The organism is Ruania alkalisoli (assembly GCF_014960965.1).
GTDB classification, from domain to species: Bacteria; Actinomycetota; Actinomycetes; order Actinomycetales; family Beutenbergiaceae; genus Ruania; species Ruania alkalisoli.
The window spans coordinates 2,822,741-2,837,141 of the sequence record NZ_CP063169.1; the positions used below are offsets into that span (position 1 = coordinate 2,822,741).

Sequence of the window (14,401 nt, forward strand, 5' to 3'; positions counted from 1 at the left end):
CAGCCTACTGGTGCGCGGCCTCAGTCTTCCGCCCGGCCACAAACCACAAGATCGGTCCCACCACCGGCGCCAGCACGATCAGCGCGAACCATGCCACCTGCAGCAGTCCCCGCAGCCCCGGGTGGCGGACGGCACTCACCAGAGCCACCACCATCAGTACCAGCGGCAGAACTATCACCAGCGTGAAGGTCACGTCGAAACCGACAGCCATCCGTCCCCCATCCTCGTCCCTCTCACCCACCGTAACCAGACCCCACCAGCCCCGGCAACGCTCAGGTCCGTCGAATCAGTGCGCTCCCATCGCGCCCCGCGCCCGCTCCATCACCTCCGCGATCGTCACGACCCGCCCCTGCGCGGACGACCTCACCGCCGCCTCGACCATGGCGATGCTGAGGACATTCCGGTGCCCCGCCGTCGCCGGCTCGATCCCCATGCGCACACAGGTGACGAACTCGGCCAGCGACCCGGCGATCTCCTCGGGCACCTCCCGCTCGGGAACAGGCAGCGACGCACCATCCGGGGCATACGCCGTCGGGGCGTGGTCACCATCCCAGTGCACTCCCCCGCCGGCTGCCCCGAGGTTCCACACCCCGTTCCAGGACGTCTCCGGGTGAGGCCCGCACCAGGTGCCGGTGTAGGAGAAGGAGGCTCCGCCGTCGAAGGTGAACATGGCTGTGGCCACGGCGTTGCCGGCAAACCAGGACCAGCTCGGGTTGGACGATTCGCAGTAGACGCTCACGGGGTCGGCGCCCATCAGGTCACGCGCGAGATCGAACTGGTGGATCGCCATGTCCACGATCAGCGGCTCGGCCATCTCCTCGCGGAACCCACCGAACCGGGGCGCCCGGGCGAACTCACACCGCGCCGTCTCCACCTGCCCAAGGCTGCCGAGAACCTCCCGCAACGAGGCCAGGTGGCGGTAGTAGCGCCGCGACTGGGAGATCATCAGCAGCTGCCCGGCACGCGCGGCCGCGTCGATCATCGGCAGGCACCCGGCCACCGACTCCGCCATCGGCTTCTCGCACAGCACCGGCAACCCGAGCCCGAGGGCCTCGAGGTTCACCGGCAGGTGCGCGGCCGGCACCGTCACATTCACGACGGCGTCCGGCGCCTGGGCAGCAGCCAGCTCCGTCAGCGAGGTACTCACCGGGGCGTCAAGGTCCGTGGCACGTAATGCAGCGGCAGCGGCTTCGGTGTCCAGGTCCACGAGTCCGACCAGCTGGACATCTGGGTTCGCGGCGATCGTGTGCAGCCACGCGCGGCCCATGCTGCCAGCGCCGACCTGAATGAGGCGCAGGGCCTTCACTCGGACTCCTTGATGGCACCCGTGTACCCATGGCCGGTGAAGAACTCGCCGGACTCGTAGCGCAGCAAGGTAGGTGTGGTGCGCTCCGGCCGCACCGTGCGGGCCCAGGCGACGCCGTTCGCGATCACCTTGCGGACGTGCTCGTGGTGGTAGACGGGGAAGTCCTGGTCGCCCGGGGAGAAGAAGAAGATCTTGCCGTGGCCGCGCTTGAAGGTGCAGCCGGAACGGAACACCTCTCCCCCGGTGAAAGAGGAGATGAAGATCAACTCGTCGGGCGCCGGGATGTCGAAGAACTCCCCGTACATCTCCTGCTGATCGATGATGATCGGGTTCGGCACGCCCTGGGCGATCGGGTGCGTCGGGTCGACGGTCCAGACGAGCTCGCGGTCCTCCTCGCTGCGCCAGCGCAGCGTGCAGCTGGTGCCCATCAGCTTGCCGAAGATCTTCGACCAATGGCCCGAGTGGAGCACCAGCAGCCCCATCCCATCGAGCACATGCCGGTGCACCCGCTCCACGACGTCGTCGCGCACCTCCCCGTGGGCGGCGTGCCCCCACCAGACCAGGACGTCGGTGGCGGCCAGGACCTCCTCGGTGAGACCGTGCTCGGGGTCGTCGAGAGTCACCGTGGAGACCTGCGCCGCAGGCAGGTTCTCCCGGATCCCTGCAGCGATGGCCCCGTGCATACCGTCCGGGTAGATCTCCGCCACGTGCGGCTCGATCTGCTCATGCCGGTTCTCGCCCCAGACGAGGACGTTGAGGGACTGCGCGTCGGTCATGGTTGTGTTTCCTTCGGTAGTAGTTCTCATTTGACCGCACCGCCGGTGGCTCCGGCGGCGATGTACTTCTGGGCAGCCACGAGCAGCACGATGGCCGGAGTGGCCGAGAGCACCGCCGTGGCCATCACGGCACCCCAGTTCTGCACCTGCGTGCCCAGGTACTGATAGATGCCGAGCGTCACGGGCCGGATCTCGTCGGTGGTGGTGAGGGTGAGCGCGAACAGGAAGTCACTCCAGGCGAACAGGAACGTGAACAGCCCGGCGGTGATGATCGCGTTACGGCTCACGGGAACCACGATCCACAGGAACGATCGCACCAGCCCTGCACCGTCCACCCGGGCAGCCTCGATGATCGCCGACGGTACTCCCAGCATGAACGAACGCATGATCAGGATCGCGAACGGGATCGCACTGGTGGAGTTGGCGAGAATCAGCCCGGGGATCGAGTTCAGCAGCCCGAGTCCTTCGTAGGCACTGTAGAGCGCGTTGGCGATCACGATGCCCGGGATCATCTGCGAGATCAGGATCGCCAGCAACGCCAGGCCCACCCACCGGAAGCGGAACTGCGCCAGGGCGAAGGACGCCGGCGCGGCCAGTGCCAGGCTGAAGACCACGGTTCCGAGCGCGATGATGAGGCTCGTGACCAGGTTGGCGCCCTGCTCGCTGATGGCGCGGGCGTAGTTGTCGAGGCTGGGTTGCAGCGGGATCAGGTCTGCGTTGAGGGTGTTGCCCGAGGGCTGCAGCGAGGCGTTGATCATCCAGTAGACCGGGAAGAGCATCACCGCGAGGATCAGCACACCGGCCGCCGTCAGCAACACCTTGCGCAGGTCGATGTCGTCGCCGGTACGACGGTTCTGTTCCGCCGGAGCGGAGGTCGTGGTTGTCATACCTGCCTCCTCATTCGTCCGCCGCGTGGCGCCCGCGGCGCAGGTACACCACCGCGAACACCATCGAGATCACGATCAAGATGTTGCTGAGCGCGGCACCGTGACCGAACTCGAAGTCCACGAACGAGCGTTGGTAGGACTGCGTGGCCAGTGTCTGGGTGGCGTTCGCCGGTCCCCCGCCGGTCAGGCCGAGGATGATGTCGAGGACCTTCAGCGTGTAGACGACGCCGAGGATCAGCACCACCGAGACCACTGGCCGCAGACTGGGCCACGTGATGTACCGGAAGGCCTTCCAGTGCGTGGCGCCGTCGAGGGACCCGGCCTCGTAGAGCTCGTCCGGGATGGCCTGCACGCCGCTGTAGAGCAGGGTGGTGTTGAACGGGATCCCGATCCAGATGTTGACGCCGATCACGGCGATCAGCGCGATCGAGGGCGAGACGAGCCAGCCGATCGGTTCCACACCGAACACCCCGAGGAATCGGTTGAGGATCCCGGAGTCCTGTTCGAGAATCGCACGCCACGTCGCCGAGGAGACGATCAGCGGCAACAACCACGGCAGGAGCAACAACCCGCGCAACGTCGCCGAGAGCGGGAAGTGCTGCTTGAAGAACAGGGCCAGCGCCAGGCCGATGACGAACTGGAACAGGATCGAGCCGGCGGTGAACAGGCCGGTGTTGAGCATGGCCTGCCCGAAGATCGGATCGGTGACCACATCCACGTAGTTGGCCAGTCCCACCCAGGGCGCTTCCCCGGTGAAGAAGGTCTGCAGGCTGTAGTCCTGCAGGCTCATGGTCAGGTTCTTCACCACCGGGTAGCCGAACAGCAGCGCCATGGCGATACCTGCGGGAAGCACGAAGAGGATCTTCCCGATCTCGTCCCCGCGGAGCTTGCGGCGCCGGCGGGGCGGGGCAGGCGATACCTGCCCAGCCCGCGCCGGGGCGTGCGTGAGGGAGCTCATGGCGTCAGCCTCAGCGTGCGGAGGCCTGCGCGAAGGCCTCGTCGGCGCTCGCCTGCCCAGTCAGCGCCAGCTGGATCGCCTCGTAGATCACGGTCGCAGCGTCGGGCCACTCCGGTCCGAGCTGGCCGGTCCGCGAACGGGCGTTGGCCACCTGCTCGGCGAACGCCGCCATCTCCGGACGTTCGGCGAGGAAGTCCTCGGCGAGGTCGGTCCGGGTGGGGATCGTGTACCGCGACACCGCCCAGTCGAGTTGCTGTTCCGGCGTGTTCAGGCACTCGACGAAGTCCACAGCCACCGCCTGGCTGGCTTCATCCCCGGTCACCGGCACGGTCCACGCCTCGCCGCCGAGCGGTGCGACCGGGGTCTGGCTCGGGTCGTTGACGGGGAACTGCACCACGTCCCAGTTCACGTCTGGCATCTCGTTCATCGACGGGATGTTCCACGGGCCGTTCACCATCATCGCGGCGCGACCGGCCATGAACTGATCCTTGGCATCTCCCTGCGACCAGTTGATCACGCTCTCCGATGCTGAACCCGACTCCACCAGGTCCACCCACAACTGCAGCGCCTCGGCCACCTCGGGGCTGGTCAGCTCGGTCTCGTCGCCACCGTTGGTCCACATCGGCGGGAGGAACTGCCAGGAGCCCTCATAGGTGTTGATTGCGCTGAACGAGATCCCGTACTGGTCGCCCTCGGTGAGGGCGGCAGCGGCCTCGCGCAGCTCGTCCCAGGTGGTCGGCGGTTCGACGCCCTCGTCAGCCAGGATGTCGGTGTTGTAGAACAGGGCCAGGGTGTTGGCCACTGGCTGCAACCCGTAGACGTGCCCGTCAAAGGTGGAGGCATCGATCACGCCTTGGGCGAATCCTTCGGTGGAGACGCCGTTCTCGTCGAGCGGGACGAGCGCCCCGGTCTCCGCGATCTGCTGCACGTCCGGGTTGTCGAGCATGAGCACATCGGGCAGTGTCTGCGAGGACGCCTGCTGCAGGACCGTCTGAATGAGGTCGCCACCGGGCACGGTTTCCCGCTCGAGGGTGACCCCCAGCTCTTCGGCGCACCTATCGAGGCCGGCCTGGATGAGCGAGTTGTCCGGATCGTTGTTGTAGTAGTCCAGGACCGAAAGGCTGCTCACCTCGCCCGTGTCCGCATCGGTACCGTCGCCGCCACCCGAACAGGCGGCCAGTACCAGAGCGGCACTCATTCCCCCGGCCGCCATCACCATGTGTCGCTTCACGATCAGCTCCCTTGCTGTTGTCGTTGGTCATCTTCGATCGCGCTTCGGATCGACGACCTTCATGTCGACGACTCGGCGGTTAAGCGCTTAAATGACGTGATGACGATTGTGGAGCGTACGCTCGGGCGCTGTCAAGCAGTTCCCGCGAACCGTCGAACGGAAGCGAGGCCATCGTGGTCACGATGAAGGATGTCGCCGACCACGCAGGCGTCTCGATCGCCACGGTCTCCTTCGTGGTGAACGACACCAAACCCGTCACACCGGCCACCCGGGAACGCATCGAGACCTCGATGGCCGAGCTGGGATACCGCCGCAATGCGGTGGCCCGGGCGCTGGCGAGCCGTCGCACCCGGATTCTGGCGCTCGCCTACCCGGTGCTCGAACGGCCACTGAGCACGGCGTCGGTCGAGTTCTTCACCAGCGCTGCGGCCGCGGCGAGTGCCCGGGGCTACCACTTGGTGATCTGGCCGGTCAGCAATGACGGCCGCGAGCTCGCCGAGCTTGTCGGACAACGGCTCGTGGACGGGGTGCTCCTGATGGAGGTCCAGCTCGACGATCCACGTGTGGAAGTCCTGGAGCGATCGGCCACTCCATTCGCCCTCATCGGACGCACCCGAGACGTCACCGGCATCTGCCACGTCGACATCGATTTCGAGGCGACGCTCCACCATGCGATCGACCACTTGACCGACCTCGGCCACCGTCATCTCGCCCTCGTGCTCGGAGGCAAGGGCGAGCGCGGTTACCGGACCTATGGACCCTTCGTGCGCACAGCGGCTGCATTCGAGCAAGCCCAGATCGAGCGCGACATCCACGGCCGCACGGTCGAAGTCACCTGGTCCGACGATCCCGAATCGCTGGCTCGTCAGGTGTTCGGCGAAGAAGGCACCGACGGCCCCACCGCGGCGCTCGTGCTGAACGACCACACTGCCCTGCGGTTGGTCACCGGCGCCCGCCGGACAGGTCGGCGCGTGCCCGGCGACGTCTCGATCCTCGGCCTGTCCGCAGCACCCGAGACCGGGAGCCTGAGCGACCCCCCACTCACCCTGATGCGCGCGCCCGGTCCCGAACTCGGCCACCTGGGCGCCGAGGCCCTCATCCGCATGCTCGAGGCTGAGGACCCCCTGCCACCCCGGCTGGTGCCGTGCACGTTCGAAGCAGGCGGCACCACGGCACCGCCGCCCCGCTGAGCTCCACTCTCAGCGCCGCAGCACCGGATTCCCGAGCGTCCCGATCCCGTCGATCTCCACCTCGACCCGCTGGCCGGCCTCGATCGGGCCCACCCCGGCGGGAGTGCCAGTGAGCAGCACATCACCGGGCAGCAGCGTGAAGATGCTTGAGGCGTACGCGATCAGGTCCGCCGCCGAGCGGATCATCTGGGAGGTGCGTCCGTCCTGACGCATCTCACCGTCGACGCTGGCGCTGATCCGCAGGTCGGCCGGGTCGAGGTCGGTCACCAGGTAGGGACCCAGCGGGCAGGAGGTGTCGAACATCTTCCCGCGCGTCCACGTCTTGTCCTCGGACTGCACGTCCCGGGCGGTGACGTCGTTGGCGGCGGTGTAGCCGAGGATGACCTGCCCTGCCTGCTCGGCCGAGATGTCCTTGCAGATGCGCGAGATCACCACGGCGAGCTCGGCCTCGTGGTGCACCTCCTGCGACCACGGGGGCAGCACGATCGGGTCATCCGGACCGACCACCGTGGTGTTCGGCTTGATGAACAGCAGCGGCCGCTCCGGCACGTCGTTGCCCAGCTCGGCGGCGTGCTCGGCGTAGTTGCGCCCCACGCACACCACCTTCGAACGTGGGATCACCGGTGCGAGCAATCGGACCGAGTCCACCGGCACGCGCTGCCCCGTCGGGGTGGGCGGGGTATAGAGCGGGTCACCGGTGAGCACCACCAGGTCTTCGCCGTCGAGCACGCCGTACCGGGGGTCCTCACCTGTGGTGAATCGCGCAATCTTCATACCTCAGAGCCTACGGCCAGTAGGGTGCGGAGACTGAAGGAGGTGCGGGTGGCCACGAACAACGAGCGTCCGGCGACGATGGCCGATGTGGCCCGCCGGGCCGGTGTCTCGGTGAAGACCGTCTCGAACGTCGTCAACGGCTACCCCCACATCCGCCCGGCAACGAAGGAGAAGGTCGAGACCGCCCTCACCGAGCTGGGCTACCGGATGAACGTCTCCGCGCGTCACTTGCGCATCCGCCGCACGGGCCTGATCACCCTGGCTGTTCCCGAACTGTCGTTGCCGTACTTCGCCGAGCTGGCTGACGCCGTCATCCGGGAGGCTGACACCCATGGCCTGACCGTCCTGATCGAGCAGACCGGCGGCCGTCGCGACCGCGAACTGGCCGTGCTGTCCGGGTCCAGGCGCCAGCTCACCGACGGGGTGATCCTCTCCCCGCTCGGCCTCGGCCAGGCCGACCGTGCAGCGTTCGAGGTCGACTTCCCGCTGGTCCTGCTGGGCGAGCGGGTCTTCGGAGCGGCTGCGGATCACGTCACCATGAACAACGTCGCCGCCGCCCGCGCCGCCACCTCCTACCTCCTGGAGCTGGGGCGTCGCCGCATCGCGGTGCTAGGACCGGATCCTGCCGATGCCGCCACCGGCTCGGCTGGCCTGCGGCTCGACGGCTACCGCGAGGCGCTCGATTCAGCCGGCGTCCCGTTCGATCCGGCACTCGTGGTGCCCGCCACGCCGTGGCACCGCTCGGCGGGCTCGGACTCCCTCGGCGCCTTCCTGGACGGCGGCACGCCGGTGGACGCCGTGTTCGCGATGAACGACGCCCTCGCCCTCGGTGCGCTCTATGCACTGCACGCACGCGGTGTGGATGTGCCGGCCGATGTGGCCCTGGTCGGTTTCGACGACGTCGACGACGTCCGGTACGCGACCCCCACCCTCAGTTCCGTAGCACCCGGCCGGGATGAGATCGCCCGCACGGCCGTCGCCCTGCTGCGCTCACGTCTGGCCGGCGACGGCGGCCCGTACGTCCGTGTGATCAGCGAGGCCCGGGTGGTGGCTCGCCAGTCCACCGGGTCGGCCGTCGAGCAGGTGATCTCGGTACAGCCGGGCTCACAGGTACCGGCTGACGCGCCGGTCTGAGCGCCATCGCCGGTCGAGCGCGGGGGCCGGGATACACGCGGACCTCGGCGGCCGTGGTCTCATCGCACCAGTGCTTGACCCCCGCCCGCTCACCGTGCACACTGTTTTCTACATCGATGTAAAGCACTCGCGAAAGGTCCTGCGTGCACCGCACCGCCTCCCTCACCCCGCCGATGGGGTGGAACTCCTGGGACTGCTACGGCACCACTGTCACCGAAGACGAGGTCCTCACCAACGCCGCCGTGATGGCCGAGCGCATGCTCCCCTCCGGCTGGGACACCCTGGTCGTCGACATCCAGTGGTACGAACCCACCGCCCGCGCCGGCGGATACAACGACGACGCCCCGCTACTGCTCGACTCCGACGGCGTGCAGATGCCCGTCGAGGCCCGGTTCCCCTCGTCTTCGGGGGGCCGAGGATTCGGCCCCCTGGCAGCACAGGTCCACGAACTGGGTCTGCGGTTCGGTGTTCACCTGATGCGCGGTGTCCCCCGCCGCGCGGTCACCGACCCACGGCCCGTCCCCGGAACCGACGCCACGACGGCGGACATCGCCCTACCCGCCGACCACCCAGCCGCCCGCTGCCCCTGGAACGGGGACAACCTCGGGCTCGACTTCTCCCACCCGGCGGCCCAGACCTGGTTGGACACCCAGATCGACCGGGTCGTCGGCTGGGGCGTCGACTTCCTCAAAGTCGACGACATGCTCTTCCCCTACCACCACGACGCGATCGAGGCCCTGTGCACGGCCGTCTCCCGTGCCGAGGAGCGCCACAGCCGCGACGTCACCCTCTCCCTCTCCCCCGGCACCGACCTCTCCGTCGCTCACGTGACCCACCTGCGCGAGAACGCCGACATGTGGCGCATCTCCGACGATCTGTGGGACCGGTGGGAGGACGTCGCCGACCAGTTCACCCGCTTGGCGCGCTGGGCACCGCACCAGCGTGCCCACGGCTGGGCCGACGCCGACATGCTCCCGCTGGGACGAATCGGCCTCCGTGCCGAACGGGGCGAGCCGCGCGATAGCCGGCTCAGCACCGCCGAGCGCCGCACCATGCTCTCGCTGTGGAACCTCGGCCGTTCACCCCTGTTCATGGGCGGCGACCTGCCCACCACCGACGCGGCCACCCTCGCCGACCTGACCCACGCCGACGTGCTCGCGATCGGCAGGCACTCGGCCGACAACGGCGAACTTCTCCGCGAACGCGACCTGATCGTATGGGGCGCGCGTGGCACGGGCCCGCAGGGTGGCACCCGCTGGGCGGGCGTGTTCAACACCGCCGACGGCGCACGCACCGTCCGCGTGCCGCTCACCTCCACGGGGCTCACCTCACCGAAACTTCCGACCCCGACCACTGTCACCGAACTGTGGACCGGCCGCCGCATCGAGATCGACCAGGCCGATCCCTATGCCGTGCTCGACCTGCAGCTGGACGCCCATGGCGTCGCCTTGCTGTGCGCGACCTGACCTGACCGACCCCACCCCTGCACCCTGGAGAAAGAAGTCATGACCAACGCACGCATCACTCTCGACCCGGCCTTCGCCGTCGGGCCGGTGCGCCGACGCACCTTCGGCTCCTTCGTGGAGCACCTCGGCCGCGCCGTCTACACCGGTATCCACGAACCGGACCACCCGACCGCGGACGAGAACGGCTTCCGGCAGGACGTCATCGACCTCACCCGCGAGCTCGGCGTCTCCACCGTCCGCTACCCGGGCGGCAACTTCGTCTCTGGCTACCGCTGGGAGGACGGCATCGGCCCCGTGGACCAGCGCCCCACCCGCCTCGACCTTGCGTGGCACTCCTCCGACCCCAACCACGTGGGCGTGGACGAGTTCCTGAAGTGGTCGAAGGCCTCGGGCACCGAGCCGATGATGGCCGTCAACCTCGGTACCCGCGGCGTGCAGGAGGCACTCGACATCCTCGAGTACTGCAACGTCCCCGGTGGCACCCACTACTCGGACCTACGGCGCAAGAACGGCGCCGAGGAGCCGTACCGCATCAAGATGTGGTGCCTGGGCAACGAGATGGACGGACCGTGGCAGATCGGGCACAAGACCGCCGAAGAGTACGCGCGCCTGGCCACCGAGACCGCCCGTGCGATGCGGATGATCGACCCGGCCATCGAGCTGGTGGCCTGCGGGTCCTCCGGCTCCGGGATGCCGACCTTCGGTGAGTGGGAACGGATCGTGCTCACCGAGGCGTACGAGGACGTCGACTACATCTCGGCGCACGCCTACTACTACGAGGAGGACGGCGACCTCGCCTCCTTCCTCGCATCCGCCGTCGATATGGACCACTTCATCGACTCGGTGGCTGCCACCGCGGACGCGGTACGCGCCGCACGCAAGCTCACGAAGACGATCCACATCTCCTTCGACGAGTGGAACGTCTGGTACCAGAAGCGTGCCGAGTCCCGCCCGCCGACCGGGGACGACTGGCCGGTGGCCCCCGTCCTGCTGGAGGACCATTACAACGTCGCCGACGCCGTGGTGGTGGGGAACCTGCTCATCTCGCTGCTGCGCCACACCGACCGGGTGCACGCGGCCTCGCAGGCGCAGCTGGTCAACGTGATCGCCCCGATGATGACCGAGCCGGGCGGCCGGGCGTGGAAGCAGACCATCTTCCACCCCTTCGCCCTGACCTCCCAGCACGCCGCCGGCCAGGTGCTTCAGCTGGCGATCGACTCCCCGGGGCACGAGACCGCGAAGTTCGGTGAGGTCGCGGCGCTGGACGCGGTCGCCACCCACGACGCCGAGACCGGCGAGGTCGTCGTGTTCGCCGTGAACCGCTCCACCACCGACGAGCTCACGCTTGCCGTGGACACCTCCGCCTTCGGTGACCTGCGCGTGGTCGAGGCCGTCACGTTGTCCAACCCGGACCACACGTGGCAGGCCTCCGCCGACGACGACTCCTCCGTGGCGCCGCGGCCGAACGAGTCCGCCGCGGTCACCGGCGGTCAGCTCACCGCCGCCCTGGCGCCGGTCTCCTGGTCGATGCTGCGCCTCGCGAAGGCCTGACCCGTACACAAGTGACGGTCCACACCGCCTCCGTGCCACATATGGCACGGAGGCGGTCAGGGACGTCGACTCGATACTGGCTACACCCGGATGAGCAACTCACCGTGCGTGACGGAGAACCAGCCGTCCTCGTGCTCACCCCAGGCCCGCCACGCCTCGGCCATCTCATCCAGCTCGTCGGCGGTCGCGAAGCCTTCCTCGAGGGCGTGGGTGGCGAAGGCGGAGCGCGTGATGCGCTCGGCCCACGAGTGGGACCACCAGAGCCGGTCGTCCTCGCCCGCATAGCACCAGATCCCGGCGCTCGGACTGACGTCCTCGAAGCCTGCCTGGTGCGCCCAGGCAAGTAGACGTCGTCCGGCATCCGCCTCGGCGCCGTGCGCCCGGGTGACCTTGTGATAGACCTCCCGCCAGCGGTCCAGGCCCGGGAACTCCGGGTACCAGCACATGGCGGCATAGTCGGCGTCCCGCACGGCGATGACGCCCCCGTGCCGGGTGACGCGCGCCATCTCCTTCAGCGCCGCCACCGGGTCCGAGAGGTGCTGCAGCACTTGATGCGCATGGACCACGTCGAAGGTGCCCTTGCTGTGGGGCAGTTCGTACACGTCACCCTGCTCGAACTCGATGTTCTCCACCCCGCGCACCTCGGCGAGTTCGGAGGCCTTGAGCAACACATCCTGCGACCGGTCGAGCCCGAGCACCCGACCCGGGTTGACCCGCTCGGCAAGCCCGACGGTGATCGTGCCGGGACCGCACCCGACGTCGAGCACGTCCTGCCCGCGCTCGAGCAGGGGCAGCAGATAGGCAGCCGAGTTCTCGGCTGTCCGCCAGCCGTGGGAGGCGAGCACACTTTCGTGATGCCCGTGCGTGTAAGTGTCGACGCTGCCCATGTCGAGAGTGTAGACCGGTACGTTCGCGCTCACCTGGCGAGGAGGACGGTGAGAACTCCCCTCCCGGCCCGGGCCGAACCGTCAGCAGCACTCGGTAGCCTGGGCCGGTGAGCGATCAACGCACCCGCATCGTCGGGGTCGACACCGCCCGGGGCCTGGCCGTGCTCGGCATGTTCGTCGCCCACCTCGGTCTGGAGCGGGAGGTCGGGCTGATCACCCCGACCGGCTGGTTCTTCGTGGCCGACGGGCGCCCCTCAGCCCTGTTCGCGATGCTCGCCGGGGTCGGGCTGGCATTCATGACCCGCCGCGCCGCCGCCTCCGGCGACCCAGTGGAGTGGAGTCGGCAACGCACCCGTATCCTCAAACGATCCGGCATCCTCTACGCCTTCGGGTGGGTGCTGACGTTCCTGCTCACTCCGGTGGCGGTGATCCTGCCGTCCTATGCGGTGATGTTCGTGCTCGCGCTGCCGTTCCTGCGCCTGCGCACGCCAGCCCTCCTCGGCTGGGCGGCTGCGGTGCTGACGATCGCGCCGCTGCCGGTGCTGGCCGTGCGGCAGGCGATCGGCGAAGGGTCCGGCTTGCGGGCGGTGCCGATCGCCGGGGAGCTGCTCACCGGCTACTACCCGGCGATCGTGTGGCTCGCGTACTTGCTCATCGGGATCGCCGTCGGGCGAGCCAACCTGCGCTCGGTCACGGTGCAGATCAGCCTCGTGCTGCTCGGCACGGCCGCCGCCCTCGCCGGCTACGGTGCCGGCGCCTTCCTCACCTCCCTCACCAACGATCCGGACTCGCTAGCCGCGATGCTGGTGAGCATCGACCCGCACGCCGACTCCGGGGTGGAGATGCTCGGCAACGTCGGGGTCGCCGTCGCGGTGACGGGTCTGATGCTGCTGATCACACGCCCGGGGGCGCTGCGCATCTTGCTCACCCCGGTCAGCGCCACCGGAGCGATGTCGCTGACCGTATACAGCCTCCACATCATCTACATCCGCATCCTCGGCAACGACGCCGTCTGGTACCCGGAGTCGAACTGGCCGCTGATCTGGCTGATCGTCGGGACGTTCGTGTTCGCGACCGCATGGCAGCTCACCCTCGGTAAGGGGCCGTTCGAGCGGGCGATGAGCGCCTTGATCCGCACCGAGCGTGCGCCGAGGCAGCCTCCCCCGCCTCACCCGTACCCACCAGTCCAGCAGCACCCGCCAGTCCAGCACCACACTGCGCCCCAGTACCTCCCGCCCACGCCACCCCAGTACCGCCCGCCTCCGCCACCCCACCCATGACGACCGTCCTCACCCCCACCCAGTGGCACCCGCTCGCCGAGGCGCACGCCGAACGGGCCGATGCCCTCACCCGCGACTACCGCGAGCGCCGCCAGGCCCAGCAACGCCATCCGGTCGAGGACTTCCTGTTCACCTACTACCCCACCAAACCGGCCCAACTGCGGATCTGGCACCCGGGCGCCGGCCGCGCCCTGGCCGAGGCTCCCGAGCACGCTCGACGGCGCTGGTACTCCTCCCGTGACGGTGCGGTGACCCTGAACGAGCGAGCGTTCCTCGCCGAGCGAGGTGACGCTGTCCGGTTCGTGCACGACCTGGTCAGCCGCACCCGCGCCCGGCCGGCCCGGCTGAGCTGTTTCGGCCTGCACGAGTGGGCGATGGTGTACCGCACCGAGGAGGTGCGGCATGCGCAGGTGCCGCTGCGGCTGGGCGCTGCGGGCACCGATGAGGTGGTGCGATCGCACTCGCTGCGGTGCACCCATTTCGACGCCTTCCGGTTCTTCACCGTCCCGGCGATCCCACGCAACGAACGTAGACTCACCCGCACCGACCAGGCGGCGCTGGAGCAGCCGGGATGCCTGCACGCGAACATGGACGTCTACAAGTGGGCGATGAAGCTCGGGCCCGCCGTTCCAGGTGAGCTGCTGCTGGACGCCTTCGCGCTGGCCCGGGACATCCGCGCTCTGGATATGCGCGCCTCGCCCTATGATCTGCGGGACTGGGGCTATGAACCGGTCCCGATCGAGACGGCGGACGGGAAGGCGACCTACGTCGCGGCCCAGCGGGAGTTCGCGGAGCGGGCGAACCGCCTGCGGGACAGAGTGCTGGAGGTCACGTCGTCGCTCCTGCGCACAGCGGCGACGACTCCTGGGTAGAGTGACGGCACCCCAGTGAGGGGCCCGAGGGGAAGGGGAACCGGGGCGGTGCGGAGCGGATCGTGGCGGTGGCCTCGTACGCGCGCCCA

General features: G+C 68.6%; 14 protein-coding genes. 6 read left to right on the forward strand and 8 right to left on the reverse strand.

Annotated features, from left to right (window positions below):
- Positions 1 to 4 precede the first annotated feature (4 nt).
- From IM660_RS12585 to IM660_RS12610, 6 genes are all read right to left on the reverse strand, one after another.
- On the reverse strand, positions 5 to 211 hold the full coding sequence (locus tag IM660_RS12585) for a PLDc N-terminal domain-containing protein (protein WP_193495956.1): 207 nt from the start codon (positions 209 to 211) through the stop codon (positions 5 to 7).
- 75 nt (positions 212 to 286) lie between these two features.
- Positions 287 to 1,306, reverse strand: a complete 1,020-nt coding sequence (locus IM660_RS12590; RefSeq protein WP_210768973.1) for a Gfo/Idh/MocA family protein — start codon at positions 1,304 to 1,306, stop codon at positions 287 to 289.
- Positions 1,303 to 2,082: a ThuA domain-containing protein gene (locus IM660_RS12595; protein WP_193495957.1), complete on the reverse strand. Its 780-nt coding sequence runs from the start codon at positions 2,080 to 2,082 to the stop codon at positions 1,303 to 1,305. Before IM660_RS12595 ends, IM660_RS12590 begins: the two co-directional genes overlap by 4 nt.
- A 26-nt stretch (positions 2,083 to 2,108) precedes the next feature.
- On the reverse strand, positions 2,109 to 2,969 hold the full coding sequence (locus tag IM660_RS12600) for a carbohydrate ABC transporter permease (RefSeq protein ID WP_193495958.1): 861 nt from the start codon (positions 2,967 to 2,969) through the stop codon (positions 2,109 to 2,111).
- Between the two features lie 10 nt (positions 2,970 to 2,979).
- Positions 2,980 to 3,927, reverse strand: a complete 948-nt coding sequence (locus IM660_RS12605) for a carbohydrate ABC transporter permease (RefSeq protein WP_193495959.1) — start codon at positions 3,925 to 3,927, stop codon at positions 2,980 to 2,982.
- 10 nt (positions 3,928 to 3,937) lie between these two features.
- A complete protein-coding gene (locus IM660_RS12610; RefSeq protein WP_246464936.1) occupies positions 3,938 to 5,158 on the reverse strand; it encodes a sugar ABC transporter substrate-binding protein in 1,221 nt (406 codons plus the stop codon).
- 182 nt (positions 5,159 to 5,340) lie between these two features.
- On the opposite strand from IM660_RS12610, the gene IM660_RS12615 reads away from it, so the two are divergent.
- A complete protein-coding gene (locus IM660_RS12615; protein ID WP_246465311.1) occupies positions 5,341 to 6,348 on the forward strand; it encodes a LacI family DNA-binding transcriptional regulator in 1,008 nt (335 codons plus the stop codon).
- 9 nt (positions 6,349 to 6,357) lie between these two features.
- On the opposite strand, the gene IM660_RS12620 is transcribed toward IM660_RS12615, so the two are convergent.
- Positions 6,358 to 7,122 carry a fumarylacetoacetate hydrolase family protein gene (locus IM660_RS12620; RefSeq protein ID WP_193495961.1) on the reverse strand — a complete coding sequence of 255 codons (765 nt, stop codon included), beginning with the start codon at positions 7,120 to 7,122 and terminating at the stop codon, positions 6,358 to 6,360.
- Between the two features lie 78 nt (positions 7,123 to 7,200).
- Between IM660_RS12620 and IM660_RS12625 the strand changes: the two genes are divergently transcribed.
- The 3 genes from IM660_RS12625 (at position 7,201) to arfA (ending at position 11,273) form a co-directional block, all read left to right on the forward strand.
- Positions 7,201 to 8,256: a LacI family DNA-binding transcriptional regulator gene (locus IM660_RS12625; protein ID WP_193499394.1), complete on the forward strand. Its 1,056-nt coding sequence runs from the start codon at positions 7,201 to 7,203 to the stop codon at positions 8,254 to 8,256.
- 143 nt (positions 8,257 to 8,399) lie between these two features.
- The gene (locus tag IM660_RS12630; protein WP_246464937.1) at positions 8,400 to 9,722 is read left to right on the forward strand and encodes a glycoside hydrolase family 27 protein; all 1,323 of its coding nucleotides are present in this window, start codon (positions 8,400 to 8,402) and stop codon (positions 9,720 to 9,722) included.
- Between the two features lie 39 nt (positions 9,723 to 9,761).
- Entirely contained in the window at positions 9,762 to 11,273 is a 1,512-nt protein-coding gene (gene arfA, locus IM660_RS12635; RefSeq protein WP_193495962.1) for an arabinosylfuranosidase ArfA, read from the forward strand.
- An 80-nt stretch (positions 11,274 to 11,353) separates the two neighbouring features.
- Here the strand turns inward: arfA and IM660_RS12640 are convergent, their stop codons facing one another.
- Positions 11,354 to 12,160 (reverse strand): methyltransferase domain-containing protein, encoded by an 807-nt coding sequence (locus IM660_RS12640; RefSeq protein ID WP_193495963.1) that lies wholly within the window; start codon positions 12,158 to 12,160, stop codon positions 11,354 to 11,356.
- A gap of 107 nt (positions 12,161 to 12,267) precedes the next feature.
- Here IM660_RS12640 and IM660_RS12645 point away from each other — a divergent pair, with 107 nt between their 5' ends.
- Both IM660_RS12645 and IM660_RS12650 read left to right on the forward strand, forming a co-directional pair.
- Positions 12,268 to 13,440 carry a heparan-alpha-glucosaminide N-acetyltransferase domain-containing protein gene (locus IM660_RS12645; RefSeq protein WP_193495964.1) on the forward strand — a complete coding sequence of 391 codons (1,173 nt, stop codon included), beginning with the start codon at positions 12,268 to 12,270 and terminating at the stop codon, positions 13,438 to 13,440.
- Positions 13,437 to 14,312, forward strand: coding sequence for a 3-methyladenine DNA glycosylase (locus IM660_RS12650; RefSeq protein ID WP_193495965.1), 876 nt, complete (start codon positions 13,437 to 13,439; stop codon positions 14,310 to 14,312). The genes IM660_RS12645 and IM660_RS12650 overlap by 4 nt, the downstream gene beginning before the upstream one ends.
- Positions 14,313 to 14,401 lie beyond the last annotated feature (89 nt).